Source organism: Pantoea ananatis PA13, from assembly GCF_000233595.1.
GTDB lineage: Bacteria > Pseudomonadota > Gammaproteobacteria > Enterobacterales > Enterobacteriaceae > Pantoea > Pantoea ananatis.
On sequence record NC_017554.1, the window covers coordinates 448,170 to 474,291 of the forward strand.

At 51.0% G+C, this 26,122-nt stretch carries 43 protein-coding genes; 37 read left to right on the forward strand and 6 right to left on the reverse strand.

Annotation, left to right across the window (positions count from 1 at the left end):
• The first annotated feature begins 6 nt into the window (after positions 1–6).
• The 7 genes from tusB to bfr all read left to right on the forward strand — a co-directional run bounded on the left by tusB (position 7) and on the right by bfr (position 5,779).
• Entirely contained in the window at positions 7–294 is a 288-nt protein-coding gene (gene tusB, locus PAGR_RS02075) for a sulfurtransferase complex subunit TusB (RefSeq protein WP_013027473.1), read from the forward strand.
• Positions 295–422: 128 nt separating this feature from the next.
• Complete coding sequence (gene rpsL, locus PAGR_RS02080; RefSeq protein WP_006120575.1) at positions 423–797, forward strand: 30S ribosomal protein S12; 375 nt, start codon at positions 423–425, stop codon at positions 795–797.
• Between the two features lie 96 nt (positions 798–893).
• Positions 894–1,364, forward strand: coding sequence for a 30S ribosomal protein S7 (rpsG, locus tag PAGR_RS02085; protein ID WP_006120576.1), 471 nt, complete (start codon positions 894–896; stop codon positions 1,362–1,364).
• 93 nt (positions 1,365–1,457) lie between these two features.
• Positions 1,458–3,572, forward strand: coding sequence for an elongation factor G (fusA, locus tag PAGR_RS02090; protein WP_013027472.1), 2,115 nt, complete (start codon positions 1,458–1,460; stop codon positions 3,570–3,572).
• A gap of 68 nt (positions 3,573–3,640) precedes the next feature.
• On the forward strand, positions 3,641–4,825 hold the full coding sequence (gene tuf / locus PAGR_RS02095) for an elongation factor Tu (protein WP_013027471.1): 1,185 nt from the start codon (positions 3,641–3,643) through the stop codon (positions 4,823–4,825).
• 179 nt (positions 4,826–5,004) lie between these two features.
• Entirely contained in the window at positions 5,005–5,199 is a 195-nt protein-coding gene (gene bfd, locus PAGR_RS22900) for a bacterioferritin-associated ferredoxin (RefSeq protein WP_013027470.1), read from the forward strand.
• Between the two features lie 106 nt (positions 5,200–5,305).
• A complete protein-coding gene (bfr, locus tag PAGR_RS02105) occupies positions 5,306–5,779 on the forward strand; it encodes a bacterioferritin (protein WP_014604871.1) in 474 nt (157 codons plus the stop codon).
• Here the strand turns inward: bfr and PAGR_RS02110 are convergent.
• Entirely contained in the window at positions 5,766–6,539 is a 774-nt protein-coding gene (locus PAGR_RS02110; RefSeq protein ID WP_014604872.1) for a prepilin peptidase, read from the reverse strand. The two genes, bfr and PAGR_RS02110, sit on opposite strands and share 14 nt — an antisense overlap.
• 400 nt (positions 6,540–6,939) lie before the next feature.
• Between PAGR_RS02110 and rpsJ the strand changes: the two genes are divergently transcribed.
• From rpsJ to PAGR_RS02260, 30 genes are all read left to right on the forward strand, one after another.
• Positions 6,940–7,251, forward strand: a complete 312-nt coding sequence (rpsJ, locus tag PAGR_RS02115) for a 30S ribosomal protein S10 (RefSeq protein WP_006120582.1) — start codon at positions 6,940–6,942, stop codon at positions 7,249–7,251.
• 32 nt (positions 7,252–7,283) lie between these two features.
• Positions 7,284–7,913: a 50S ribosomal protein L3 gene (rplC, locus tag PAGR_RS02120; RefSeq protein WP_013027467.1), complete on the forward strand. Its 630-nt coding sequence runs from the start codon at positions 7,284–7,286 to the stop codon at positions 7,911–7,913.
• Between the two features lie 10 nt (positions 7,914–7,923).
• The gene (gene rplD / locus PAGR_RS02125) at positions 7,924–8,529 is read left to right on the forward strand and encodes a 50S ribosomal protein L4 (protein ID WP_006120584.1); all 606 of its coding nucleotides are present in this window, start codon (positions 7,924–7,926) and stop codon (positions 8,527–8,529) included.
• Positions 8,526–8,828: a 50S ribosomal protein L23 gene (gene rplW, locus PAGR_RS02130; RefSeq protein WP_006120585.1), complete on the forward strand. Its 303-nt coding sequence runs from the start codon at positions 8,526–8,528 to the stop codon at positions 8,826–8,828. Before rplD ends, rplW begins: the two co-directional genes overlap by 4 nt.
• Before the next feature lie 17 nt (positions 8,829–8,845).
• Entirely contained in the window at positions 8,846–9,667 is an 822-nt protein-coding gene (gene rplB, locus PAGR_RS02135) for a 50S ribosomal protein L2 (RefSeq protein WP_006120586.1), read from the forward strand.
• Positions 9,668–9,683: 16 nt separating this feature from the next.
• Positions 9,684–9,962 (forward strand): 30S ribosomal protein S19, encoded by a 279-nt coding sequence (rpsS, locus tag PAGR_RS02140; RefSeq protein WP_001138115.1) that lies wholly within the window; start codon positions 9,684–9,686, stop codon positions 9,960–9,962.
• Positions 9,963–9,975: 13 nt separating this feature from the next.
• Positions 9,976–10,308: a 50S ribosomal protein L22 gene (rplV, locus tag PAGR_RS02145; protein WP_002919773.1), complete on the forward strand. Its 333-nt coding sequence runs from the start codon at positions 9,976–9,978 to the stop codon at positions 10,306–10,308.
• A gap of 17 nt (positions 10,309–10,325) precedes the next feature.
• Positions 10,326–11,024 (forward strand): 30S ribosomal protein S3, encoded by a 699-nt coding sequence (rpsC, locus tag PAGR_RS02150; protein ID WP_006120587.1) that lies wholly within the window; start codon positions 10,326–10,328, stop codon positions 11,022–11,024.
• Between the two features lie 11 nt (positions 11,025–11,035).
• A complete protein-coding gene (gene rplP, locus PAGR_RS02155) occupies positions 11,036–11,446 on the forward strand; it encodes a 50S ribosomal protein L16 (protein WP_002438716.1) in 411 nt (136 codons plus the stop codon).
• A complete protein-coding gene (rpmC, locus tag PAGR_RS02160) occupies positions 11,446–11,637 on the forward strand; it encodes a 50S ribosomal protein L29 (RefSeq protein ID WP_006120588.1) in 192 nt (63 codons plus the stop codon). Before rplP ends, rpmC begins: the two co-directional genes overlap by 1 nt.
• The gene (gene rpsQ / locus PAGR_RS02165) at positions 11,637–11,891 is read left to right on the forward strand and encodes a 30S ribosomal protein S17 (RefSeq protein WP_006120589.1); all 255 of its coding nucleotides are present in this window, start codon (positions 11,637–11,639) and stop codon (positions 11,889–11,891) included. Before rpmC ends, rpsQ begins: the two co-directional genes overlap by 1 nt.
• Positions 11,892–12,059: 168 nt before the next feature.
• Complete coding sequence (gene rplN / locus PAGR_RS02170) at positions 12,060–12,431, forward strand: 50S ribosomal protein L14 (RefSeq protein ID WP_006120590.1); 372 nt, start codon at positions 12,060–12,062, stop codon at positions 12,429–12,431.
• 10 nt (positions 12,432–12,441) lie between these two features.
• Complete coding sequence (gene rplX / locus PAGR_RS02175; RefSeq protein WP_003850150.1) at positions 12,442–12,756, forward strand: 50S ribosomal protein L24; 315 nt, start codon at positions 12,442–12,444, stop codon at positions 12,754–12,756.
• 14 nt (positions 12,757–12,770) lie between these two features.
• On the forward strand, positions 12,771–13,310 hold the full coding sequence (gene rplE / locus PAGR_RS02180) for a 50S ribosomal protein L5 (protein ID WP_006120591.1): 540 nt from the start codon (positions 12,771–12,773) through the stop codon (positions 13,308–13,310).
• A gap of 14 nt (positions 13,311–13,324) precedes the next feature.
• Entirely contained in the window at positions 13,325–13,630 is a 306-nt protein-coding gene (gene rpsN, locus PAGR_RS02185; protein ID WP_006120592.1) for a 30S ribosomal protein S14, read from the forward strand.
• A 32-nt stretch (positions 13,631–13,662) separates the two neighbouring features.
• On the forward strand, positions 13,663–14,055 hold the full coding sequence (rpsH, locus tag PAGR_RS02190; protein ID WP_013027465.1) for a 30S ribosomal protein S8: 393 nt from the start codon (positions 13,663–13,665) through the stop codon (positions 14,053–14,055).
• A 13-nt stretch (positions 14,056–14,068) separates the two neighbouring features.
• Entirely contained in the window at positions 14,069–14,602 is a 534-nt protein-coding gene (gene rplF / locus PAGR_RS02195; protein ID WP_013027464.1) for a 50S ribosomal protein L6, read from the forward strand.
• A 9-nt stretch (positions 14,603–14,611) separates the two neighbouring features.
• The gene (rplR, locus tag PAGR_RS02200; protein ID WP_013027463.1) at positions 14,612–14,965 is read left to right on the forward strand and encodes a 50S ribosomal protein L18; all 354 of its coding nucleotides are present in this window, start codon (positions 14,612–14,614) and stop codon (positions 14,963–14,965) included.
• 14 nt (positions 14,966–14,979) lie between these two features.
• Positions 14,980–15,480, forward strand: a complete 501-nt coding sequence (gene rpsE / locus PAGR_RS02205) for a 30S ribosomal protein S5 (RefSeq protein ID WP_006120595.1) — start codon at positions 14,980–14,982, stop codon at positions 15,478–15,480.
• A gap of 5 nt (positions 15,481–15,485) precedes the next feature.
• A complete protein-coding gene (gene rpmD / locus PAGR_RS02210; RefSeq protein ID WP_013027462.1) occupies positions 15,486–15,665 on the forward strand; it encodes a 50S ribosomal protein L30 in 180 nt (59 codons plus the stop codon).
• 3 nt (positions 15,666–15,668) lie between these two features.
• Complete coding sequence (gene rplO / locus PAGR_RS02215; protein WP_009087579.1) at positions 15,669–16,103, forward strand: 50S ribosomal protein L15; 435 nt, start codon at positions 15,669–15,671, stop codon at positions 16,101–16,103.
• A 7-nt stretch (positions 16,104–16,110) separates the two neighbouring features.
• Positions 16,111–17,442 carry a preprotein translocase subunit SecY gene (gene secY / locus PAGR_RS02220; protein WP_013027461.1) on the forward strand — a complete coding sequence of 444 codons (1,332 nt, stop codon included), beginning with the start codon at positions 16,111–16,113 and terminating at the stop codon, positions 17,440–17,442.
• A gap of 32 nt (positions 17,443–17,474) precedes the next feature.
• Positions 17,475–17,591 carry a 50S ribosomal protein L36 gene (rpmJ, locus tag PAGR_RS02225; protein WP_004160566.1) on the forward strand — a complete coding sequence of 39 codons (117 nt, stop codon included), beginning with the start codon at positions 17,475–17,477 and terminating at the stop codon, positions 17,589–17,591.
• Between the two features lie 144 nt (positions 17,592–17,735).
• A complete protein-coding gene (gene rpsM, locus PAGR_RS02230; protein WP_003850176.1) occupies positions 17,736–18,092 on the forward strand; it encodes a 30S ribosomal protein S13 in 357 nt (118 codons plus the stop codon).
• Positions 18,093–18,108: 16 nt separating this feature from the next.
• The gene (gene rpsK / locus PAGR_RS02235) at positions 18,109–18,498 is read left to right on the forward strand and encodes a 30S ribosomal protein S11 (RefSeq protein ID WP_004160563.1); all 390 of its coding nucleotides are present in this window, start codon (positions 18,109–18,111) and stop codon (positions 18,496–18,498) included.
• Positions 18,499–18,531: 33 nt separating this feature from the next.
• The gene (gene rpsD / locus PAGR_RS02240; protein WP_013027460.1) at positions 18,532–19,152 is read left to right on the forward strand and encodes a 30S ribosomal protein S4; all 621 of its coding nucleotides are present in this window, start codon (positions 18,532–18,534) and stop codon (positions 19,150–19,152) included.
• Between the two features lie 25 nt (positions 19,153–19,177).
• Positions 19,178–20,167 carry a DNA-directed RNA polymerase subunit alpha gene (locus PAGR_RS02245; protein ID WP_007891688.1) on the forward strand — a complete coding sequence of 330 codons (990 nt, stop codon included), beginning with the start codon at positions 19,178–19,180 and terminating at the stop codon, positions 20,165–20,167.
• 40 nt (positions 20,168–20,207) lie between these two features.
• Positions 20,208–20,594, forward strand: a complete 387-nt coding sequence (rplQ, locus tag PAGR_RS02250; protein ID WP_003850180.1) for a 50S ribosomal protein L17 — start codon at positions 20,208–20,210, stop codon at positions 20,592–20,594.
• Between the two features lie 93 nt (positions 20,595–20,687).
• Positions 20,688–21,056: a DnaJ family domain-containing protein gene (locus PAGR_RS02255; protein WP_014604873.1), complete on the forward strand. Its 369-nt coding sequence runs from the start codon at positions 20,688–20,690 to the stop codon at positions 21,054–21,056.
• Positions 21,057–21,141: 85 nt separating this feature from the next.
• Positions 21,142–21,402: an alternative ribosome-rescue factor A gene (locus tag PAGR_RS02260; protein WP_014604874.1), complete on the forward strand. Its 261-nt coding sequence runs from the start codon at positions 21,142–21,144 to the stop codon at positions 21,400–21,402.
• On the opposite strand, the gene mscL is transcribed toward PAGR_RS02260, so the two are convergent.
• The 5 genes from mscL to def form a co-directional block, all read right to left on the reverse strand.
• A complete protein-coding gene (mscL, locus tag PAGR_RS02265) occupies positions 21,377–21,787 on the reverse strand; it encodes a large-conductance mechanosensitive channel protein MscL (protein ID WP_013027457.1) in 411 nt (136 codons plus the stop codon). The two genes, PAGR_RS02260 and mscL, sit on opposite strands and share 26 nt — an antisense overlap.
• A 107-nt stretch (positions 21,788–21,894) precedes the next feature.
• Entirely contained in the window at positions 21,895–23,271 is a 1,377-nt protein-coding gene (gene trkA / locus PAGR_RS02270) for a Trk system potassium transporter TrkA (RefSeq protein WP_013027456.1), read from the reverse strand.
• 17 nt (positions 23,272–23,288) lie between these two features.
• Entirely contained in the window at positions 23,289–24,590 is a 1,302-nt protein-coding gene (rsmB, locus tag PAGR_RS02275; RefSeq protein WP_014604875.1) for a 16S rRNA (cytosine(967)-C(5))-methyltransferase RsmB, read from the reverse strand.
• A gap of 47 nt (positions 24,591–24,637) precedes the next feature.
• Complete coding sequence (gene fmt, locus PAGR_RS02280; protein WP_014604876.1) at positions 24,638–25,582, reverse strand: methionyl-tRNA formyltransferase; 945 nt, start codon at positions 25,580–25,582, stop codon at positions 24,638–24,640.
• Between the two features lie 20 nt (positions 25,583–25,602).
• Positions 25,603–26,115, reverse strand: coding sequence for a peptide deformylase (def, locus tag PAGR_RS02285; protein WP_013027453.1), 513 nt, complete (start codon positions 26,113–26,115; stop codon positions 25,603–25,605).
• Positions 26,116–26,122: the final 7 nt, after the last annotated feature.

The window sequence follows — 26,122 nt, forward strand, 5'->3', positions numbered from 1 at the left end:
CGTGTAATGCTGCATACTTTATTTCATTCTCCGGCCTACAGTGATATCGATTCGCTGTCTTTGCTCCTCAGCCCGGACGACGACCTGTTATTGCTGCAGGACGGCGTGCTGGCTGCGATGCAGGGCAGTAAGGCGTTGGAAAAACTGAGCGCCAGTGGGGTAAACGTGTGGGCGTTGGAAGCGGACCTGAATGCACGCGGGCTGGGTGAGCAAATTTCCCCCATTGTGCAGCCAGTAGACTATACTTTCTTCGTTGCGTTAACGGTAAAACATCGACAACAAATGGCCTGGTAATTCGTTAACCCCCTGGTTATTTCTTGACACCCTTTTGACACAGCCCTAAAATTCTGCCTCCTCGTAATTCTACGAGGTGATTTATTACGTGTTTACGAAGCAAAAAGCTAAATCCCAGGAGCTATTTAATGGCAACAGTTAACCAGCTGGTTCGCAAACCACGCGTCCGCAAAGTTGCAAAGAGCAACGTGCCGGCGCTGGAAGCTTGCCCGCAGAAACGTGGTGTTTGTACTCGTGTGTACACCACCACTCCTAAAAAACCAAACTCAGCACTGCGTAAAGTTTGCCGTGTGCGTTTGACTAACGGTTTTGAAGTCACCTCCTACATCGGCGGTGAAGGTCATAACCTGCAGGAACACTCCGTGATCCTGATCCGTGGCGGTCGTGTTAAAGACCTGCCAGGTGTGCGTTACCACACCGTTCGTGGCGCGCTGGACTGCTCAGGTGTTAAAGACCGTAAGCAGTCACGCTCCAAGTACGGCGTGAAGAAGCCAAAGGCTTAATGGTTCTCCGTTAAGTAAGGCCAAACGTTTTAACTTAAATGTCAAACTAAACTCGTAGAGTTTTGGACAATCCTGAATTAACAACGGAGTATTTCCATGCCACGTCGTCGCGTCATTGGTCAGCGTAAAATTCTGCCGGATCCTAAGTTCGGATCAGAGCTGCTGGCTAAATTTGTAAACATCCTGATGGTAGATGGTAAAAAATCTACTGCCGAATCTATCGTCTATACCGCGCTTGAGACCCTGGCTCAACGTGCTGGTAAAGATGGCCTGGAAGCGTTCGAGGTTGCTCTCGAAAACGTACGTCCGACTGTCGAAGTTAAGTCACGTCGCGTTGGTGGTTCAACCTACCAGGTTCCAGTTGAAGTCCGTCCGGTTCGTCGTAATGCCCTGGCAATGCGTTGGATCGTAGAAGCTGCTCGTAAACGCGGTGATAAATCTATGGCTTTACGCCTGGCGAACGAACTTTCTGATGCTGCAGAAAACAAAGGTACTGCAGTGAAGAAACGTGAAGACGTTCACCGTATGGCTGAAGCCAACAAGGCGTTCGCTCACTACCGCTGGTAACAGCTGCGTAGGTGTTATTAACCCAGCGGGCGTCCCAGTGGCTTACCTGCTGGGCTTTATTAACTTAGAACGTCTAAGAATCAGAGGAATCAAATGGCTCGTAAAACACCCATTGAGCGCTACCGTAACATTGGTATCAGTGCGCACATCGACGCCGGTAAGACTACAACTACCGAACGTGTTCTGTTCTACACCGGTGTAAACCACAAAATCGGTGAAGTTCATGACGGCGCAGCAACCATGGACTGGATGGAGCAGGAGCAGGAACGTGGTATTACCATCACGTCAGCTGCGACCACCTGCTACTGGTCTGGTATGGCTAAGCAGTTTGAACCACACCACGTAAACATCATCGACACCCCGGGACACGTTGACTTCACCATCGAAGTTGAGCGTTCTATGCGTGTGCTTGATGGCGCAGTTATGGTTTACTGTGCAGTTGGTGGTGTTCAGCCACAGTCTGAAACCGTATGGCGCCAGGCTAACAAATATAAAGTTCCACGCATCGCGTTCGTTAACAAAATGGACCGCATGGGTGCTAACTTCCTGAAAGTTGTTGACCAGATGAAAGCGCGTCTGGGTGCAAACCCAGTCCCACTTCAGCTGGCTATCGGCGCAGAAGACAGCTTCACCGGTGTTGTTGACCTGGTGAAAATGAAAGCGATCAACTGGAACGATGAAGACCAGGGCGTGACCTTCGTTTACGAAGACATTCCAGCCAACATGCAGGAACTGGCTGAAGAATGGCGTGCGAAACTGGTTGAAGCCGCAGCTGAAGGTTCTGACGAGCTGATGGAGAAATTCTTCGGCGGTGAAGAGCTGACAGAAGAAGAGATCAAAACTTCTCTGCGTAAGCGCGTTCTGAAAAACGAAATCATCCTGGTGACCTGTGGTTCTGCATTTAAGAACAAAGGTGTTCAGGCGATGCTGGATGCGGTTGTTGAATACCTGCCAGCACCGACTGACGTTACCGCGATCAACGGTATCCTGGACGACGGTAAAGACACACCGGCTGAGCGTCATTCCGATGACAAAGAGCCGTTTGCTGCTCTGGCGTTTAAAATCGCTACCGACCCGTTTGTAGGTAACCTGACCTTCTTCCGCGTTTACTCTGGTGTGGTTAATACGGGTGATACCGTATTCAACCCGGTTAAGTCAAACCGTGAGCGTCTGGGCCGTATCGTTCAGATGCACGCCAACAAGCGTGAAGAAATCAAAGAAGTTCGTGCGGGCGATATCGCAGCAGCGATCGGCCTGAAGGACGTGACGACAGGTGACACCCTGTGTGACCCAGATAACGTCATCATCCTTGAGCGCATGGAATTCCCAGAGCCGGTAATTTCTATCGCCGTTGAGCCGAAAACCAAAGCTGACCAGGAAAAAATGGGTCTGGCTCTGGGTCGTCTGGCGAAAGAAGACCCGTCATTCCGCGTATGGACTGACGAAGAGTCTAACCAGACTATCATCGCTGGTATGGGTGAACTTCACCTCGATATCATCGTTGACCGTATGAAGCGTGAATTCAACGTTGAAGCGAACGTGGGTAAACCACAGGTTGCTTACCGTGAAGCCATTCGCTCTAAAGTCACCGGTATCGAAGGTAAACACGCCAAGCAGTCTGGTGGTCGTGGTCAGTACGGTCATGTTGTTATCGACATGTACCCACTGGAGCCGGGCGTTAACCCGAAAGGTTACGAATTTGTCAACGATATCAAAGGTGGTGTAATTCCTGGTGAATTCATCCCGGCCGTTGATAAAGGTATCCAGGAGCAGTTGAAATCAGGCCCACTGGCAGGTTATCCGGTTGTGGATCTGGGTGTTCGTCTGCACTTCGGTTCTTACCATGACGTTGACTCCTCTGAACTGGCGTTTAAACTGGCCGCGTCTATTGCCTTTAAAGATGGCTTTAAGAAAGCGCAGCCTGTTCTGCTTGAGCCTATCATGAAGGTTGAAGTTGAAACCCCAGAAGAGAACACCGGTGACGTAATCGGTGACCTTAGCCGTCGTCGTGGTATGCTCAAAGGGCAAGAATCTAACGCTACTGGCGTTCAGATCCACGCTGAAGTTCCGCTGTCTGAAATGTTCGGATATGCAACTCAGCTGCGCTCTCTGACCAAAGGTCGTGCTTCGTACTCCATGGAGTTCCTGAAGTATGACGACGCACCGAGCAACGTTGCGCAGGCCGTTATTGAAGCTCGTAGCAAATAAGCTACGGTTTAAATTTGAACTGATGCCTTCATCCAGAGTGATGAAGGCATAACGTAAGGAATATCGCCATGGCGAAAGAGCAATTTCAACGTAACAAACTGCACGTAAACGTGGGCACCATCGGTCACGTTGACCACGGTAAAACCACCCTGACTGCAGCGATCACCACCGTTCTGGCTAAAACCAACGGCGGCCAGGCACGTGCGTTCGATCAGATCGACAGCACCCCGGAAGAAAAAGCACGTGGTATCACCATCAACACGGCACACGTTGAGTATGAAACCCCGTCTCGCCACTATGCGCACGTTGACTGCCCAGGCCACGCCGACTATGTGAAAAACATGATCACCGGTGCTGCGCAGATGGACGGCGCGATCCTGGTTGTTGCTGCGACTGACGGCCCAATGCCGCAGACCCGTGAGCACATCCTGCTGGGTCGTCAGGTAGGCGTTCCTTACATCATCGTGTTCCTGAACAAGTGTGACATGGTTGATGACGAAGAGCTGCTGGAACTGGTTGAGATGGAAGTTCGTGACCTGCTGTCACAGTACGACTTCCCGGGCGACGATACACCAATCGTTCGCGGTTCAGCCCTGAAAGCGCTGGAAGGCAACCCAGAGTGGGAAGAGAAGATCGTTGAGCTGGCTGGTCACCTGGATAACTACATCCCGGATCCAGTACGTGCAATCGATATGCCATTCCTGCTGCCAATCGAAGACGTATTCTCAATCTCTGGCCGTGGTACTGTTGTAACCGGTCGTGTAGAGCGCGGTATCGTTAAAGTCGGCGACGAAGTTGAAATCGTTGGTATCAAAGATACCGCGAAATCAACCTGTACCGGTGTTGAAATGTTCCGCAAACTGCTGGACCAGGGTCAGGCAGGCGAAAACTGTGGTGTTCTGCTGCGCGGTATCAAGCGTGAAGACATCCAGCGTGGTCAGGTTCTGGCGAAGCCAGGCTCAATCAAGCCACACACCAAGTTCGAGTCAGAAGTTTACGTTCTGTCTAAAGACGAAGGTGGCCGCCATACTCCGTTCTTCAAGGGCTACCGTCCACAGTTCTACTTCCGTACCACAGACGTGACCGGTTCAGTAGAGCTGCCAGAAGGCGTTGAAATGGTTATGCCAGGCGACAACATCAAAATGGTTGTTACCCTGATTCACCCAATCGCAATGGACGAAGGTCTGCGCTTCGCAATCCGCGAAGGTGGCCGTACCGTTGGCGCGGGCGTTGTTGCTAAAGTTATCGCTTAATTGTGATATCTGATGTGGCCGCGTAAGCGGTCACAGCAAGACAGAAGAGGGCACTTAAGTGCTCTCTTTTTTTTGGGCTTAAACAGGCTACCTGAACGTTTTCCCTACAAAGGGTAGGTTTGAAATAAAAACGATTCGCATTTACACTGTGAGCACGAAATAGACTGAGTGATAAAGAAATGTACGTCTGTCTGTGTAATGCCATTAGTGATAAGACCCTCCGTGAAGTCGTGCGCCGCTACCAGCCGAAATCTATTCAGCAGCTTCGCCAAATCGTACCCGTAGGTAAGCAATGCGGTAAGTGCATTCGTGTCGCCCGTGAAATCATGGATGAAGAGATGCAGCAGGTTCCGCAGTATAAAGAGATCGCCTGAGCGCTTTCTTTCCTGGGACATGATAATACCCACAGTTTTCATCGCGTTTTTTTGACTTCTTTTTAACCGCATCTACGCTCAAATAAACATGAGCGGAGGACGTGAAATGAAGGGCGATGCGAAAATCATAAGTCATCTCAATAAACTGTTAGGGAATGAACTGGTTGCGATCAATCAGTATTTTCTCCACGCACGGATGTTCAAAAACTGGGGGCTGATGCGTCTTAATGACGTTGAGTACCACGAATCCATTGATGAAATGAAGCATGCGGACAAATATATTGAACGCATTCTGTTTCTTGAAGGTATTCCAAATCTGCAGGATCTGGGACGACTCAGGGTCGGAGAGGATGTGGAAGAGATGCTGCAGTCCGATCTTAACCTTGAACTTGAAGGCGCAAAAGATCTGCGCGAAGCGATCGCGTATGCCGACAAAATTCATGACTACGTCAGTCGGGATATGATGATCGAAATCCTTGCGGACGAAGAGCACCATATCGACTGGATCGAGACCGAACTCGATCTGATCAAAAAAATGGGCATTCAAAACTATCTTCAGGCGCAAATCAGAGACGAATGAGGCTTTGCAGGACGATCATTCCCCAGCCCGCGGCGGCCAGAAAAGGGCCAAAAGGAAGCGGGCTGTTCATATACAAGCGCTTGTGGATGATAGCTCTGACCACAAAGGCAAGCAGGGCTGACACACTGGCTATCAAGGCAATCCACGGCAGAGCCTGCCAACCACACCATATGCCCAGTGCGGCAAAGAGTTTGATATCGCCGTTACCCAATCCCTCTTGATGCTTTATCTGACGATACAGCCAGGCCAGTAGCCAGAGTGAACCGTAACCTGCGACGGCACCACCGACTGCCGAGGTGACGGAGAGCGGCGCAGCGAAAAAGAAGCGCGACAGTCCCAGCCAGAGTAAAGCGCCCGTCAGCACATCCGGCAGCAGGAAGTGGCGCTGGTCGATAACCGCAAGTAACAGAAGCAGGCAGGACGCCACCAGAATAAATGCTGCGGTGAGGGGGCACGCGTTAAACACGATCACCAGCATCAGGCAAAGCAGGGCGCCCGTCAGCTCAAACAGCAGGGGCAGCACGCCGATTGCCTGGCGACAGGCACGACAGCGCCCCTGAAGACACAGCCAGCTGATTAAGGGGATTTTATCGCGCCACAGGACGGGGGCCCGGCAAAGCATGCATCGCGAAGGTGGCGTCCACAGCGCGCGGAACCAGTCGGACGGTGACGCCGTGGGCGAGTAACGTTGGCAGGCCAGGGCAAGAGTGCTACCCAAGGCGGCGCCAAGCGCCGTAACAGTTAACAGGATGATAAGCACCGCATTGCCTCAAATGAACTGACATGTCGCCCCAGCCTGGCGGAAGGCCCATCTGACGTCGCGGGCAAGATAAGCAGAGTGGAGCGCCCCTCACAGAGAAATTGCGGCTTTACATCTCTTATTCATCATTTTGTGCGGGCTGTGCCAGCACATCAGTTTGCACTTTTCACCGGCAAATTCCTGACATGGGTTGCTTCCTGAGCAAATATACGTATAATGCGCGGGCCTACCGATATTGGTAGGCGCGATTCGAGCTGAATCGCAGACGGCAGAATGTTGGGCCGTCTGACAATACTCCCAACTGTGGAGTTATATGCTGAACGATTACACTCTCCCATCAATCGTAATGGGTTCGAGTAGTAATTTTTTTCGTCTATAAAATGTTTGGAGCCTTGGTCTCATGTCGAACCAAAGAATCCGTATCCGTCTTAAAGCGTTTGATCATCGTCTGATCGATCAATCAACCGCGGAAATCGTCGAGACTGCCAAGCGCACTGGTGCGCAGGTCCGTGGTCCGATCCCGCTGCCAACCCGCAAAGAGCGCTTTACCGTTCTGATCTCCCCGCACGTTAACAAAGACGCGCGTGATCAGTACGAAATTCGCACTCACAAGCGTCTGGTAGACATCGTTGAGCCAACTGAGAAAACCGTTGATGCTCTGATGCGTCTGGACCTGGCTGCCGGTGTTGACGTGCAGATCAGCCTGGGTTAATCAGGTCATCGAGCGATTGAGAGGTTGAAACAATGATTGGTTTAGTCGGTAAAAAAGTGGGTATGACCCGCATCTTCACTGAAGATGGCGTTTCTATCCCAGTAACCGTAATCGAAGTTGAAGCGAACCGCGTTACTCAGGTCAAAGGCCTGGAAAACGATGGTTACCAGGCAATTCAGGTTACCACCGGTGCTAAAAAAGCAAACCGTGTGACCAAACCTGAAGCTGGTCATTTTGCTAAAGCTGGCGTAGAAGCTGGCCGTGGCCTGTGGGAATTCCGCACCGTTGAAGGTGATGAGTATGCCGTAGGTCAGAGCATCAGCGTTGAAATTTTCGCTGACGTTAAAAAAGTAGACGTAACTGGCACCTCTAAAGGTAAAGGTTTCGCAGGTACCGTTAAGCGCTGGAACTTCCGTACCCAGGACGCTACCCACGGTAACTCCTTGTCTCACCGCGTTCCGGGTTCTATCGGTCAGAACCAGACTCCGGGCAAAGTGTTCAAAGGCAAGAAAATGGCAGGTCAGCTGGGTAATGAGCGCGTAACTGTTCAGAGCCTGGACGTAGTACGTGTTGACGCTGAGCGCAACCTGCTGCTGGTTAAAGGTGCAGTTCCCGGTGCTACCGGTAGCGACCTGATCGTTAAACCAGCTGTGAAGGCGTAAGGGGATAGCAATGGAATTAGTATTGAAAGACGCGCAGAGCGCGCTGACTGTTTCCGAAACTACCTTCGGTCGTGATTTCAACGAAGCGCTGGTTCACCAGGTTGTTGTTGCTTACGCATCAGGCGCCCGCCAGGGTACTCGCGCGCAGAAAACTCGCGCTGAAGTAACCGGTTCAGGCAAAAAGCCTTGGCGTCAGAAAGGCACCGGCCGTGCGCGTTCAGGTTCTGTAAAGAGCCCGATCTGGCGTTCAGGTGGCGTGACCTTTGCTGCGAAGCCACAAGACCACAGTCAAAAAGTTAATAAAAAGATGTACCGCGGCGCGCTGAAAAGCATCCTGTCCGAACTGGTACGTCAAGATCGTCTGATCGTCGTCGAGCAGTTCTCTGTTGAAGCACCGAAAACCAAGTTGCTGGCGCAGAAGCTGAAAGACATGGCGCTGGAAGACGTGCTGATCATCACCGGTGAACTGGATGAGAATCTGTTCCTGGCTGCGCGTAACCTGTACAAGGTTGACGTGCGTGATGCAGCGGGTATCGATCCAGTTAGCCTGATCGCCTTCGACAAAGTCGTTATGACTGCTGATGCAGTTAAGCAAGTTGAGGAGATGCTGGCATGATCCGTGAAGAACGTCTGCTGAAAGTACTGCGCGCGCCGCACGTATCTGAAAAGGCATCTAGCGCGATGGAAAAAACCAACACCATCGTACTCAAAGTAGCTAAAGACGCGACTAAAGCAGAGATCGTTGCTGCTGTTGAGAAGCTGTTCGAAGTAGAAGTTAAAGACGTAAACACCCTGGTTGTTAAAGGTAAGGTTAAGCGTCACGGACAGCGTATCGGTCGTCGTAGCGACTGGAAAAAAGCTTACGTCACCCTGAAGGAAGGCCAGAATCTGGACTTCGTCGGCGGCGCTGAGTAAGTCGGAGGAGAAAGACAATGGCAGTTGTTAAATGTAAACCGACATCTCCGGGTCGTCGCCACGTCGTTAAAGTGGTGAACCCAGAGTTGCACAAGGGCAAGCCGTTTGCTCCATTGCTGGAAAAAAACAGCAAATCCGGTGGCCGCAACAACAACGGTCGCATCACTACCCGTCACATCGGTGGTGGTCATAAGCAGGCTTACCGTCTGGTTGATTTCAAACGCAACAAAGATGGTATCCCGGCAACCGTTGAACGTCTTGAGTACGATCCGAACCGCTCTGCGAACATCGCACTGGTTCTGTACAAAGACGGCGAACGCCGTTACATCCTGGCCCCTAAAGGCCTGAAAGCCGGCGACCAGATTCAGTCTGGCGTTGATGCTGCGATCAAAGCAGGTAACACACTGCCGATGCGTAACATCCCGGTGGGTTCTACCGTTCACAACGTAGAAATGAAACCAGGCAAAGGCGGTCAGATTGCTCGCTCAGCCGGTGCTTACGTGCAGATCGTTGCGCGTGAAGGTTCCTACGTTACCCTGCGTCTGCGTTCAGGTGAAATGCGTAAAGTCGAAGCTGACTGCCGCGCAACACTGGGCGAAGTCGGTAACGCTGAGCATATGCTGCGCGTTCTGGGTAAAGCCGGTGCAACCCGTTGGCGTGGTGTTCGTCCGACCGTTCGTGGTACCGCGATGAACCCAGTAGATCACCCGCACGGTGGTGGTGAAGGTCGTAACTTTGGTAAGCACCCGGTAACCCCGTGGGGCGTTCAGACCAAAGGTAAGAAGACCCGTAGCAACAAGCGTACCGATAAGTTTATCGTACGTCGCCGTAGCAAATAATATTAGAGGATAAGCCATGCCACGTTCTCTCAAGAAAGGTCCTTTTATTGACCTGCACTTGCTGAAGAAGGTAGAGAAAGCGGTGGAAAGCGGTGACAAGAAGCCTTTGCGCACTTGGTCCCGTCGTTCAACGATCTTTCCTAACATGATCGGTTTGACCATCGCTGTCCATAATGGTCGTCAGCACGTTCCTGTCTTTGTTTCCGACGAAATGGTTGGTCACAAACTGGGTGAATTCGCGCCGACACGTACTTATCGCGGTCACGCGGCTGATAAAAAAGCCAAGAAGAAATAAGTAGGAGGAAGAGATGGAAACTTTAGCTCAACATCGCCACGCTCGTTCTTCTGCTCAGAAGGTTCGCCTTGTTGCTGACCTGATCCGCGGTAAGAAAGTGTCGCAGGCACTGGACATTTTGACCTACACCAACAAGAAAGCGGCTGTACTGGTCAAGAAAGTTCTGGAATCTGCCATTGCTAACGCTGAACACAACGATGGCGCTGATATCGACGATCTGAAAGTCGCGAAAATTTTCGTCGACGAAGGCCCAAGCATGAAGCGCATTATGCCGCGTGCAAAAGGTCGTGCAGATCGCATCCTGAAGCGCACCAGCCACATTACTGTGGTTGTGTCCGATCGCTGAGACTCTGGAGACTAGCAATGGGTCAGAAAGTACATCCTAATGGTATTCGCCTGGGTATTGTAAAACCATGGAACTCTACCTGGTTTGCGAACACCAAAGAATTCGCTGACAACCTGGACAGCGACTTTAAAGTACGTCAGTACCTGACTAAGGAACTGGCTAAGGCGTCTGTATCTCGTATCGTTATCGAGCGTCCGGCTAAGAGCATCCGTGTGACCATTCACACCGCTCGTCCTGGCATCGTGATCGGTAAGAAAGGTGAAGACGTAGAAAAACTGCGCACGGTCGTGGCGAAAATCGCTGGCGTACCTGCACAGATCAATATCGCCGAAGTCCGTAAACCGGAACTGGACGCTAAACTGGTTGCTGACAGCATCACTTCACAGCTGGAGCGTCGCGTGATGTTCCGTCGTGCTATGAAGCGTGCGGTTCAGAACGCCATGCGTCTGGGCGCGAAGGGTATTAAAGTTGAAGTTAGCGGCCGTCTGGGCGGCGCCGAGATCGCACGTACCGAATGGTATCGTGAAGGTCGCGTGCCGTTGCACACTCTGCGTGCTGACATTGACTACAACACCTCTGAAGCGCACACCACTTATGGTGTAATCGGCGTTAAGGTATGGATCTTCAAAGGCGAGATCCTGGGTGGTATGGCTGCTGTTGAACAACCGGAACCGGCTGCTCAACCTAAAAAGCAGCAGCGTAAAGGCCGTAAGTAAGGAGAGTCGCTATGTTACAACCAAAGCGTACAAAATTCCGTAAAGTGCACAAAGGCCGCAACCGTGGTCTGGCGCAGGGTACGGATGTTAGCTTCGGGACTTTCGGTCTGAAAGCTGTTGGCCGTGGTCGTCTGACTGCCCGTCAGATCGAAGCAGCACGTCGTGCTATGACCCGTGCAGTTAAGCGTCAAGGTAAGATCTGGATCCGTGTATTCCCGGACAAACCGATCACCGAGAAGCCGCTGGAAGTGCGTATGGGTAAAGGTAAGGGTAACGTCGAGTATTGGGTTGCCCTGATCCAGCCTGGTAAAGTCCTGTATGAAATGGACGGCGTACCAGAAGAGCTGGCCCGTGAAGCATTCAAGCTGGCAGCAGCAAAACTGCCTATCAAAACCACCTTTGTAACTAAGACGGTGATGTAATGAAAGCAACTGAGCTGCGTGAAAAAAGCGTTGAAGAGCTGAACACTGAGCTGCTTAATCTGCTGCGTGAGCAATTTAACCTGCGCATGCAGGCAGCATCTGGCCAACTGCAGCAGTCTCATCTGCTGAAGCAGGTTCGCCGTGATGTTGCGCGCGTTAAGACTTTACTGACTGAGAAGGCGGGTTCGTAATGACCGATAAAATCCGTACTCTGCAGGGTCGTGTCGTTAGTGACAAAATGCAGAAATCTGCGGTTGTTGCTATCGAGCGTTTCGTGAAGCATCCAATCTATGGAAAATTCATTAAGCGTACGACTAAGCTGCACATCCATGACGAGAACAACGAATGTGGAATCGGTGACGTGGTAGAAATCCGCGAATGCCGTCCACTGTCCAAGACTAAGTCCTGGACTCTGGTTCGCGTTGTAGAGAAAGCAATTCTGTAATAGAATCTGCCCTCTTTAAAAATCGAATGAACGGCTCGCAAGAGCCGTTCATTTTTTCTACCCATCTGCGAGAACCGGTGTTATAATGCCGCGCCCTCAATTATGGGGCTTTCAATCGACCTGAGGTCTAGGTCCCGAAGTAGTAGTTGACATTAGCGGAGCACTGAAATGATCCAAGAACAGACTATGCTGAACGTCGCCGACAACTCCGGTGCACGTCGCGTAATGTGTATCAAGGTTCTGGGTGGCTCGCACCGTCGCTACGCAGGCGTCGGCGACATCATTAAAGTTACCATCAAGGAAGCAATTCCACGTGGTAAAGTTAAAAAAGGTGATGTCCTGAAGGCGGTAGTGGTGCGCACCAGGAAGGGTGTTCGTCGCCCGGACGGTTCTGTCATTCGCTTCGATGGTAATGCATGCGTTATTTTAAACAATAACAGTGAGCAGCCTATCGGTACGCGTATTTTTGGGCCGGTAACTCGTGAACTTCGTACTGAAAAGTTCATGAAAATTATCTCTCTGGCACCAGAAGTACTCTAAGGAGCGAACAATGGCAGCTAAAATCCGTCGTAACGACGAAGTTATCGTGTTAACCGGTAAAGATAAAGGTAAGCGCGGTAAAGTTAAGAACGTCCTGTCTTCTGGCAAGGTCATCGTTGAAGGTATCAACCTGGTTAAGAAACATCAGAAGCCTGTTCCGGCTCTGAACCAACCAGGTGGCATCGTTGAAAAAGAAGCTGCTATTCAGGTTTCTAACGTTGCTCTCTTCAATGCGGCAACCGGTAAGGCTGACCGTGTAGGCTTTAGATTCGAAGACGGCAAAAAAGTCCGCTTCTTCAAGTCTAATAGCGAAACTATCAAGTAATTTGGAGTAGTACGATGGCGAAACTGCATGATTACTACAAAGACGAGGTAGTCCAGAAACTCATGAGTGAGTTCGGCTACAATTCTGTCATGCAAGTCCCTCGGGTCGAGAAGATCACCCTGAACATGGGTGTTGGTGAAGCGATCGCTGACAAGAAACTGCTGGATAACGCAGCAGCTGACCTGGCAGCAATCTCCGGTCAAAAACCGTTGATCACCAAAGCACGCAAATCAGTTGCAGGCTTCAAAATCCGTCAGGGCTATCCGATCGGCTGTAAAGTAACTCTGCGTGGCGAACGCATGTGGGAGTTCTTTGAGCGTCTGATCACCATTGCTGTACCGCGTATCCGTGACTTCCGTGGCTTGTCCGCTAAGTCATTCGATGGTCGTGGCAACTACAGCATGGGTGTACGTGAGCAGATCATCTTCCCAGAAATCGACTACGACAAAGTCGATCGCGTTCGTGGTTTGGATATTACCATTACCACTACTGCGAAATCTGATGATGAAGGCCGTGCTCTGCTGGCTGCCTTTGACTTCCCGTTCCGTAAGTAAGGTAGGGTTACTTAATGGCTAAGCAATCTATGAAAGCACGCGAAGTTAAGCGTGTGAAATTAGCAGACAAATTCTTCGCAAAACGCGCTGAACTGAAAGCGATCATTTCTGATGTGAACGCTTCCGACGAAGACCGTTGGGATGCCGTTCTCAAGCTGCAGAGTCTGCCGCGTGATTCCAGCCCTTCACGTCAGCGTAACCGCTGCCGTCAAACAGGTCGTCCGCACGGTTTCCTGCGGAAGTTTGGGTTGAGCCGTATCAAGGTCCGTGAAGCCGCAATGCGCGGTGAAATCCCGGGTCTGAAAAAGGCTAGCTGGTAATTGTCACCAATTGAATCACGGGAGTAACACAGATGAGCATGCAAGATCCGATCGCGGATATGCTGACCCGTATCCGTAACGGTCAGGCCGCGAACAAAGTTGCGGTCACCATGCCCTCCTCCAAGCTGAAATTGGCAATTGCCAACGTGCTGAAGGAAGAAGGCTTTATTGAAGATTTTAAAATCGAAGGCGACATCAAGCTGGAACTGGAACTGACTCTTAAGTATTTCCAGGGTAAAGCTGTTGTAGAAAGCATTCAGCGAGTAAGCCGTCCCGGCCTGCGCATCTATAAGAAAAAAGATGAGCTGCCAAAGGTAATGGCTGGTATGGGTATCGCTGTCATTTCTACATCGAAAGGTGTCATGACTGATCGTGCAGCGCGCCAGGCTGGTCTTGGTGGCGAAATTATCTGCTACGTAGCGTAATCGGAGGAATAAAATGTCTCGTGTTGCTAAAGCACCTGTCGTTATTCCTGCCGGCGTAGAGGTAAAACTCAACGGTCAGGTAATTTCGATTAAAGGTAAAAACGGCGAGCTGACTCGTACTATCAATGATGCTGTTGAAGTTAAGCATGCTGACAACGCTCTGACTTTCGCTCCGCGCGAAGGTTTCGTTGACGGCTGGGCGCAGGCGGGTACTTCTCGCGCGCTGCTGAACGCAATGGTTATCGGTGTTACCGAAGGCTTCACTAAGAAGCTGCAGCTGGTTGGTGTTGGTTATCGTGCTGCCGTAAAAGGCAACGTAGTTAACCTGTCTCTGGGCTTTTCTCATCCAGTTGATCACCAGCTGCCCGCGGGTATCACTGCAGAGTGTCCGACTCAGACTGAAATCGTGCTGAAAGGCGCTGATAAGCAGGTGATCGGCCAGGTTGCAGCTGACTTGCGCGCCTACCGTCGTCCTGAGCCTTATAAAGGCAAGGGTGTCCGTTACGCCGACGAAGTCGTGCGTACCAAAGAGGCTAAGAAGAAGTAAGGTAACACTATGGATAAGAAATCTGCTCGTATCCGTCGTGCGACCCGTGCACGTCGCAAGCTCAAAGAGCTGGGTGCTACTCGCCTGGTGGTACATCGTACCCCGCGTCACATTTACGCACAGGTAATCGCCCCGAACGGTTCCGAAGTTCTGGTTGCTGCTTCTACTGTAGAAAAAGCTATCACTGAACAACTGAAGTTTACCGGTAATAAAGAAGCCGCAGCTGCTGTAGGTAAAGCTATTGCAGAACGCGCAATCGAAAAAGGCATCACTGGTGTTTCTTTCGACCGTTCCGGTTTCCAATATCATGGTCGCGTCCAGGCACTGGCAGATGCTGCCCGTGAAGCTGGCCTTCAGTTCTAAGGTAGAGGTCTAAGATGGCACACATCGAGAAACAAGCTGGCGAACTGCAGGAAAAACTGATCGCGGTAAACCGTGTATCTAAAACTGTAAAAGGTGGTCGTATTTTCTCCTTCACCGCACTGACTGTAGTGGGTGATGGTAACGGCCGCGTTGGTTTTGGTTACGGTAAAGCGCGTGAAGTTCCAGCAGCGATCCAGAAAGCGATGGAGAAAGCCCGTCGCAATATGGTTAATGTCGCGCTGATCAACGGCACCCTGCAGCACCCTGTTAAAGGTGCGCACACTGGGTCCCGTGTGTTCATGCAGCCGGCTTCAGAAGGTACCGGTATCATCGCCGGTGGTGCAATGCGCGCCGTTCTGGAAGTCGCTGGAGTACATAACGTTCTGGCAAAAGCCTATGGTTCCACCAACCCGATTAACGTGGTTCGTGCAACTATTGACGGTCTGGGCAATATGAAGTCTCCGGAAATGGTCGCTGCTAAGCGTGGTAAATCCGTTGAAGAAATTCTGGGGTAATCACGATGGCTAACACTATTAAAATCACCCAAACCCGTAGTTCAATCGGCCGCTTGCCTAAGCATAAAGCCACTCTGGTTGGCCTGGGTCTGCGTCGTATTGGTCATACCGTAGAGCGTGAAGATACGCCAGCTGTACGCGGTATGGTCAACGCGGTTTCCTACATGGTTAAAGTGGAGGAGTAAGAGATGCGTTTAAATACTCTGTCTCCGGCCGAAGGGTCTAAGCACGCTACCAAGCGTCTGGGTCGTGGTATCGGTTCTGGCCTCGGAAAAACCGGTGGTCGTGGTCACAAAGGTCAGAACTCTCGTTCTGGCGGTGGCGTACGTCGCGGTTTCGAAGGTGGTCAGATGCCTCTGTACCGTCGTCTGCCGAAGTTCGGTTTCACCTCTCGCAAAGCAATGATCACCACAGAGATTCGTCTGTCTGATCTGGCGAAAGTTGAAGGCGGTATCGTCGACCTGAACGCGCTGAAAGCAGCCAACATTGTCGGTGTTCAGATTGAATTCGTTAAAGTAATTCTTTCTGGTGAAGTTTCTGCACCGGTAACGGTTCGCGGCTTGCGTGTCACCAAAGGTGCTCGTGCTGCAATCGAAGCTGCTGGCGGTAAAATCGAGGAATAAGTAGCAGATGGCTAAACAACCGGGATTAGATTTTCAAAGTGCCAAAGGTGGCTTTGGTGAACTGAAACGCAGACTGCTGTTTGTAATCGGTGCACTGATTGTCTTCCGTATTGGCTCTTTTATTCCGATCCCTGGTATTGATGCCACTGTACTTGCCAAACTGCTTGAGCAACAGCGTGGCACCATCATTGAAATGTTTAACATGTTCTCTGGTGGTGCTCTCAGCCGTGCTTCTATCTTTGCTCTGGGTATCATGCCGTATATTTCGGCATCGATTATTATCCAGCTGTTAACGGTGGTTCATCCCGCGTTAGCTGAAATCAAGAAAGAAGGGGAGGCTGGCCGTCGTAAGATTAGCCAGTACACCCGTTACGGTACGTTGGTATTGGCCATATTCCAGTCAATCGGTATTGCTACCGGTTTACCGAATATGCCTGGTATGCAAGGCCTGGTAATGAATCCAGGCTTTGCATTCTATTTTACCGCTGTTGTGAGTCTGGTTACCGGGACAATGTTCCTGATGTGGCTGGGCGAACAGATAACTGAGCGTGGTATCGGTAACGGTATTTCAATCATTATCTTCGCAGGTATTGTTGCGGGTCTTCCGCCGGCCATTGGCCATACCATCGAGCAAGCGCGGCAAGGTGACCTGCACTTCCTTCTGTTGCTGTTGGTTGCAGTTCTCGTATTTGCAGTGACCTTCTTTGTTATTTTCGTTGAGCGTGGTCAACGCCGCATTGTGGTGAACTATGCCAAACGTCAACAAGGTCGCCGTGTATACGCTGCACAGAGCACACATTTACCGTTGAAAGTGAATATGGCAGGGGTTATCCCGGCAATCTTCGCTTCCAGCATTATTCTGTTCCCGGCAACGATTGCATCGTGGTTCGGGGGCGGTACCGGTTGGAACTGGCTGACAACAATTTCGATGTATTTGCAGCCAGGACAGCCGCTTTATGTGCTACTCTATGCGACTGCTATCATCTTCTTCTGTTTCTTCTACACGGCGTTGGTTTTCAACCCGCGTGAAACAGCAGATAACCTGAAGAAGTCTGGTGCATTCGTACCGGGAATTCGTCCGGGAGAGCAAACGGCGAAGTATATTGATAAAGTAATGACGCGGTTAACCTTAATCGGTGCCCTCTACATTACCTTTATCTGCCTTATCCCGGAGTTCATGCGTGATGCGATGAAAGTTCCTTTCTACTTTGGCGGTACATCACTGCTCATCGTAGTGGTCGTCATCATGGACTTTATGGCTCAAGTGCAAACTCTGATGATGTCAAGTCAGTACGAGTCTGCATTGAAGAAAGCTAACCTGAAGGGCTACGGCCGTTAATTCAGGTGGTTGAGAAGTTACGGAGAGTAAAAATGAAAGTTCGTGCTTCCGTCAAGAAATTATGTCGTAACTGCAAAATCATTCGCCGCGACGGTGTCGTTCGTGTGATCTGCAGCGCCGAGCCAAAGCATAAACAGCGCCAAGGCTGATTTTCACATATTTTTCTTGCAAAGTCGGGTTGAGCTGGCTAGATTAGCCAGCCAATCTTTTGTATGTCTGTACGTTTCCATTTGAGTATCCTGAAAACGGGCTTTTCGGCATGGTGCGTACATATTAAATAGTAGGAGTGCATAGTGGCCCGTATAGCAGGCATTAACATTCCTGATCAGAAACATACCGTTATCGCTTTAACCTCGATTTTCGGTATTGGTAAGACTCGTTCGAAAGCCATCTGCGCTTCAACGGGTATTGCTGAAAATGTTAAGATCAGTGAGCTGTCTGAAGAACAAATTGATCAGCTGCGTGATGCAGTTGCTAAATTCGTTGTAGAAGGTGATCTGCGCCGTGAAATCACCCTGAGCATCAAGCGTCTTATGGACCTTGGTTGCTACCGTGGTTTGCGCCATCGTCGTGGTCTTCCGGTTCGCGGTCAGCGCACCAAGACCAACGCACGTACCCGTAAGGGTCCGCGTAAACCGATCAAGAAATAATCGGGGTGAGTAAATAATGGCAAAGGCACCAGTTCGTGCACGTAAGCGTGTAAGAAAACAAGTCTCAGATGGCGTGGCTCATGTCCATGCTTCTTTTAACAACACAATCGTTACCATTACTGATCGTCAGGGTAACGCACTGGGTTGGGCAACCGCCGGTGGTTCCGGTTTCCGCGGTTCACGTAAATCCACTCCGTTTGCTGCTCAGGTCGCTGCAGAGCGCTGTGCAGAAGCGGTAAAAGATTACGGTATTAAGAACCTGGAAGTTATGGTTAAGGGTCCGGGTCCGGGTCGCGAATCAACAATTCGTGCACTGAACGCCGCTGGTTTCCGCATCACGAATATTACTGATGTGACTCCGATCCCTCATAACGGTTGTCGTCCGCCGAAAAAACGTCGCGTATAACGCCCCGTTTTTTAGGATAGTTGGAGAAAGAAAATGGCAAGATATTTGGGTCCTAAGCTCAAGCTGAGCCGTCGTGAGGGCACTGACTTATTCCTTAAGTCTGGCGTTCGCGCGATTGATTCCAAGTGTAAAATTGAACAAGCTCCTGGTCAGCACGGTGCGCGTAAGCCACGTCTGTCTGACTACGGCGGCCAGTTACGTGAAAAGCAAAAAGTTCGTCGTATGTACGGTGTTCTTGAGCGTCAGTTCCGTAACTATTACAAAGAAGCAGCACGTCTGAAAGGCAACACCGGTGAAAACCTGTTGGCTCTGCTGGAAGGCCGTCTGGACAACGTCGTTTATCGTATGGGCTTTGGTGCCACGCGTGCGGAAGCACGTCAGCTGGTGAGCCATAAGTCTGTTCTGGTAAATGGTCGCGTTGTCAACATCGCTTCTTATCAGGTATCTCCGAATGATGTCGTTAGCATCCGTGAGAAAGCCAAAAAGCAATCTCGCGTGAAGGCCGCTCTGGAGCTGGCTGAGCAGCGTGAAAAGCCAACCTGGCTGGAAGTTGATGCAGCTAAGATGGAAGGTGTGTTCAAACGTATTCCTGAACGTACCGATCTGTCTGCGGACATTAACGAACACCTGATCGTCGAGCTTTACTCCAAGTAAAGCTTAGTACCAAAGAGAGGACACAATGCAGGGTTCTGTGACAGAGTTTCTAAAACCGCGCCTGGTAGATATCGAGCAAGTGAGTTCGACGCACGCCAAGGTGACCCTTGAGCCTTTAGAGCGTGGCTTTGGCCATACTCTTGGTAACGCGCTGCGCCGTATTCTGCTTTCATCAATGCCGGGTTGCGCGGTGACCGAGGTTGAAATTGATGGTGTACTGCATGAGTACAGCACCAAAGAGGGTGTACAGGAAGATATCCTGGAAATCCTGCTCAACCTTAAAGGTTTGGCGGTAAGAGTTCAGGGCAAAGATGAAGTTATTCTTACCTTGAATAAATCTGGCATTGGCCCTGTGACTGCAGCCGACATTACCCATGATGGTGATGTCGAAATCGTCAAGCCGCAGCATGTGATCTGCCATCTGACCGATGAAAATGCATCTATTAGCATGCGTATCAAAGTTCAGCGTGGTCGTGGTTATGTGCCGGCTTCTGCCCGAATTCATTCGGAAGAAGATGAGCGCCCAATCGGCCGTCTGTTAGTTGACGCTTGCTACAGCCCTGTAGACCGTATCGCCTACAATGTTGAAGCAGCGCGTGTAGAGCAGCGCACCGACCTGGACAAGCTGGTCATCGAAATGGAAACCAACGGCACAATCGATCCTGAAGAGGCGATTCGTCGTGCGGCAACCATCCTGGCAGAACAACTGGAAGCTTTCGTCGACTTACGTGATGTACGTCAGCCGGAAGTTAAAGAAGAGAAACCAGAATTCGATCCGATCCTGCTGCGCCCTGTTGACGATCTGGAATTGACTGTCCGCTCTGCTAACTGCCTTAAGGCAGAAGCTATCCACTACATCGGTGATCTGGTACAGCGTACTGAGGTTGAGCTGCTTAAAACGCCTAACCTTGGTAAAAAATCTCTTACCGAGATTAAAGATGTGCTGGCCTCACGTGGTCTGTCTCTGGGCATGCGCCTGGAAAACTGGCCACCGGCAAGCATTGCTGATGAATAACCCGATCACAGGTTAAGGTTTCACTGAGAAGGATAAGGTCATGCGCCATCGTAAGAGTGGTCGTCAACTGAACCGCAACAGCAGCCATCGTCAGGCTATGTTCCGCAACATGGCTGGCTCTCTGGTTCGTCATGAGATCATTAAGACGACTCTGCCGAAAGCCAAAGAGTTGCGCCGCGTAGTTGAGCCGCTGATTACTCTTGCCAAGACCGACAGCGTAGCTAATCGTCGTCTGGCATTCGCCCGCACTCGTGATAACGAGATCGTGGCAAAACTGTTTAATGAGTTAGGCCCGCGTTTCGCGAGCCGTGCAGGTGGTTACACTCGCATTCTGAAGTGTGGCTTCCGCGCTGGTGACAACGCTCCGATGGCATACATCGAGCTGGTTGATCGTCCAGAAGCTCAAGCAGAAGCTGCGGCAGAGTAATCTGTTGCAACGTGAAAAACCCGCTTCGGCGGGTTTTTTATTGTCTGCAGTTCCGCGTCTGCTACGCTTGTCATGTTATGAAGGAGGCGAACAATGTGGTTAATTGATCAGCTTGTTGAACAGCATATCAAAGCGGCGCAGGAGAAAGGCGAGCTGAGTAACCTGCCGGGCGAAGGTGCGCCGCTGCAACTTGAAGACGACAGTCAGGTTCCACCTGAGCTGCGTGCAGGATTTCGACTGTTAAAAAATGCAGGCTTCCTGCCCCCGGAACTCGAACTCCGGCGCGAAGCGCTGCAGGTCAGCGATTTGTTACACCATTTAGATCCTGACGATCCTGAGAGACTGATTCAGACACAACGGCTGCTGCTGCTGAAGGTTAAACTTCGTCAGGCCGGCATGAGCACAGATTTTTTGGATGGCGAATATGGCCGCGCAATTAAGCACAAAATTTCGCCAGATTAGCATGTTTTATGTCGCCAGCATCCGCGTATAATAGTGGCTGCTGCATCTTTAACAGCCTTATTTCTATCAACAACACGGAGAAATTATGTCCAGTTATCGCCATACGAAAGGGCAAATACAGGATAACGCCTTACAGGCATTGTTACACGATCCTCTCTTCAGACAGCGGGTCGAACAGAAACAAAAAGGGAAGGGCAGTTTCAAACGTAAAGCAAAACACGGAAAAGGAAAAGACTGGGAGGCCAGTGATAAGCAAGCCGTTTATCACTGGCCTTCTGCTTTTCGGGCACAAAAAAGCCGCGTTAAAGCGGCTTCGTCGTTTAAATTTTCGTGTTTTGTTGTTTAAGTAAGTCGCGAATTTCGGTCAGAAGCAGTTCTTCGTTTGAAGGTTTGGGGGCCGGTTTTTCCACTTCTTTCTTTTTATACAGTTTGTTCATCAACTTGATTGCCATGAAGATAGCAAAAGCAACAATGATGAAATCAAATACGGTTTGCAGGAAAACACCATATTCCATGACGACAGCGGGCGCATTACCTACGGCGGGTTTAAGCACCCAACTAAACGATTTGAAATCAACGCCGCCAATCAGCAAACCCAAAGGTGGCATAATGATGTTCGCCACCAATGATGAAACAATTTTACCAAATGCCGCACCAATGATGACACCGACGGCCAGATCAACCACATTGCCGCGCATCGCAAAATCACGAAACTCTTTGAATAAACTCATACTTCTCTCCTTGCCTTAGCCAATGCCATAAAGTTTAACAAAGCTTGCCATATTTGCCATTACTGCGAACAATTTGCTAAATGATGTCAGACACAGCCCTGAATTTTTTAGAGGAAGAACGGACTTGGCTGAAACAGACGTTCGACGTCCGGTACAAATTTCTTATCGGTTAAAAACATGACGACGTGGTCGCCCTGTTCAATACGCAGGTTGTCATTCGCTATCATCACATCATCGCCGCGAACCACCGCACCAATCAATGTGCCTGGTGGAAGCTTGATATCATCAATTGACCGTCCCACCACGCGTGAGGTGGTTTCATCACCGTGCGCAATGGCTTCAATGGCTTCGGCAATACCGCGGCGTAAAGACGAAACGCCTACAATGTCCGCTTTGCGCACGTGCCCTAACAGGGCTGAAATCGTGGCCTGCTGTGGCGAAATGGCAATATCAATTACGCTGCCCTGGACCAGATCGACGTAAGCCCGTCGTTGTATCAGCACCATGACTTTCTTGGCACCCATTTTTTTAGCCAGCATGGCCGACATAATATTCGCTTCGTCATCGTTGGTGACGGCAATGAATAAGTCGACCTGCTCAATGTGCTCTTCTGCCAGCAGCTCCTGATCGGACGCATCACCATAGAACACCACTGTATCATGTAACTGTTCTGCCAGCTCGGCAGCACGCTGAGGATTACGCTCAATGAGTTTGACGCTGTAATTTTTCTCAAGCCGCTGCGCCAGGCCAAAACCAATATTTCCGCCGCCCACCAACATGATGCGTTTATAGGGTTTTTCCAGCCGCTGCATTTCACTCATGACTGCACGAATATGCTGGCTTGCGGCAATGAAAAAGACCTCATCCCCTGCTTCAATAATGGTGGATCCCTGTGGACGGATAGGGCGATCCTGACGGAAGATTGCCGCCACGCGCGTATCGATATGTGGCATATGGTCCCGCAGGATCGACAGCGGATTGCCTACGAGCGGACCGCCATAATAGGCTTTGACAACGGCAAGACTGACCTTACCTTCGGCAAAGTTAACGACCTGCAGTGCACCAGGATACTGAATCAGACGATATATGTTGTCGATGACCAGTTGCTCAGGCGAAATCAAATGATCGATGGGCACGGCTTCAGGAATAAACAGTTTATCGGCGTCGCGCAGATAGTCCGCCGCACGGATACGGGCGATGCGATTTGGCGTGTTGAAAAGCGAATAAGCGATTTGGCAGGCAATCATATTGGTTTCATCCGAGCTGGTCACGGCAACCAGCATATCGGCATCCTCTGCACCGGCCTCACGGAGAATACGTGGGTGAGAACCATGGCCCTGCACGACACGTAAATCAAATTTGTCCTGCAGTTGGCGTAACCGCGTTGAGTCTGTATCCACAACGGTAATATCGTTATTTTCACCAACCAGGTTTTCTGCCAGTGTGCCGCCGACCTGACCAGCACCAAGAATTATGATTTTCATCGCTTATCAATGCCTTTTCAGAGTGGACCCGTGCGTTTCACCAGCTTAGCGTAGAAAAAACCATCTCCGCCTTCTGCCTCGGGAAAGACCTGCCAACCGTTCAGGGGCGCGCCGGACAATGAAACCGCTTCCGCATCAGCGTGACGCTCGATGAACTCGCTGATTTGCCGCTGGTTCTCGTCCGGTAAGACAGAGCAGGTTGCATAGATCATCGTACCGCCGGGTTTGAGCAGCGGCCAGGTCGCATCCAGAATTTCACGTTGTAATGCGGCCAGCTCTGCAATGTCGCGATCGCGACGTAACCACTTAATGTCGGGATGCCGGCGGATAACGCCGGTCGCTGAGCAGGGCGCATCCAGCAAAATGCGGTCAAACTGACGTTGGTCGCACCACTGCTGCGGCGTGCGCCCATCTCCCTGTTTTACCTCGGCGGTCATCCCCAGACGAGTCAGATTTTCATTCACGCGTTTCAGTCGTTGGGCATCAACATCGACAGCAAGCACCTGTGCCTCGGGAGCAATCTCCAGAATGTGGGTCGTTTTCCCTCCCGGCGCCGCGCAGAGATCCAGAATCTGCTCACCGTTTTTTGGCTCAAGCAGAAGCGCACAGCGTTGAGCGGAGAGATCCTGTACCGTAAACCAGCCTTGCTCAAAGCCAGGCAGCAGAGTAACCGGTGCAGGCGCCGCAAGACGCAGCGCTTCTGGCACATCTTGGGCGACAGCAGCACTCTTCTCCTCTGCGGTGAGGCGCGCCAGCCAGCTGTCACGTGAATGATGTTGGCGATTAACACGCAACCACATCGGTGGTCGCTGGTTGTTTGCCTCAACAATTTGCTGCCACTGCTCTGGCCATGCCTGCTGAAGCCGGTTCAGTAACCAGCCCGGATGAAGATGACGCTGAGGACCATCCTGAATACTGGCAAGAAGGGCTTCCTGCTGACGCTGGAACTGGCGCAAGACGCCATTGATTAATCCTTTCAGGTTTGCGCGTTTCAGCACCTCCGCCCCGGCCACTGTCTCCGCTAATGCTGCATGAGCGGGCACGCGTGTATAAAGTAGCTGATATAAGCCCACCATAATCAGGAAATGCAGCGTACGCTGCTTACCCGTTAAGGGACGTTCCATCAGTTTGCCGATCAGCGCTTCCAGCTGCGGTAACGTGCGCAGTACACCAAAGCAGATCTCTTGTACCAGGGCAGCATCTTTATCTGAGAGTTTTTTCTGTGCCGCGGGCAAGGCGGTATTGAGTGATTCGCCTTTATCGACAACGCGTTCGATCAGTTGAGCAGACAGGCTACGAAGATTGGTTGATTTAGTCATAAGATAGTGCCATCAAGCAAAAGGCCCGGTTTTGCCGGGCCTGAGGGTCAGTCCAGAAGCGTGCCGGTTTCAAACCATTCGCGACGCGAGTTAAGCAGGTCCTGTGCTGACATCGTTTTTTTACCGGCGGGTTGAAGCTGAAGTAAATTCAGCACGCCGTCGGCAGTGGCAATGTGAATGCCGTGTTTGTCAGCCTGGATAATCTCTCCCGGCTGCTTGTTGACATGAGGTAAGACGCTGGCTTGCCAGACTTTCACCGGCTGGTCATTCACCATAAAGAAGCTTATCGGCCAGGGATTAAAAGCACGAATGCAGCGTTCCAGCTGTTCAGCCGGCAACGTCCAGTTAAGGCGCGCCTCTTCTTTGCTCAGTTTTTCTGCGTAGTTAGCCAGACTTTCATCCTGCTGAACGGCCTGCGCGTTACCGTCACGTAACTGGGATAATGTGGTCATCAACCCTGCCGGACCCAGATCTGCCAGCTTATCGTAAAGCGTTGCGCTGGTGTCTTCAGCGCTAATCGGACAGGCGAGTTTTAACAACATGTCACCCGTATCCAGCCCGACATCCATCTGCATAATGGTCACGCCGGTTTCGCTGTCACCCGCCCAGAGTGCGCGCTGAATAGGCGCGGCGCCACGCCAGCGTGGTAACAGGGAACCGTGCACGTTGATACAACCCAAACGGGGCATCTCAAGCACGGTTTTTGGCAGGATGAGCCCATAAGCGACGACAACCATGACGTCAGCCTGTAAGTCTGCAACCAACTGTTGGTTTTCGGCCGGGCGCAGGGATTGGGGTTGAAATACCGGAATGTTGTGAGCCTGGGCCAATGACTTGACCGGGCTGGCGGTCAACTTATTGCCGCGACCTGCAGGACGATCCGGCTGGGTGAAGACGCCGACAATCTGATGCTCAGAAGCAAGCAGCGCGTCAAGATGACGCGCTGCAAAGTCTGGCGTGCCAGCAAAGATAATTTTAAGCGGAGCAGACACGTTTATCCCTTATTCCGATCTCAGGAAGCCTGAGCATTTTGACGCGCCAGCTTTTCTAACTTTGTTTTAATGCGCTGACGCTTTAAAGGCGAAAGATAATCGATGAACAGCTTACCATCGAGATGGTCGATTTCGTGCTGGATGCAGATAGCAAGAAGATCACCGGTTTCAAGTTCGAAGCTTTTACCCTCGCGGTCCAGTGCACGGACTTTTACCCGCTCGGCACGAGGCACAAAGGCACGTTGCTCAGGAATAGACAGGCAACCTTCTTCGATACCCGTTTCGCCGCTCTTTTCCAGCAGCTCAGGATTGATTAAGACCAGGCGTTCGTCGCGGTTTTCAGAGACATCAATCACAATGATGCGCTGATGAATATCCACCTGCGTCGCGGCAAGGCCGATACCTTCTTCGGAATACATGGTTTCGAACATATCATCGACGATACGCTGAACGTCCGCGTTAACTTCTTTAACAGGCGCGGCAATTTTGCGCAGGCGCTCGTCAGGGAAATGTAATACCTGTAAAACTGACATAAATATC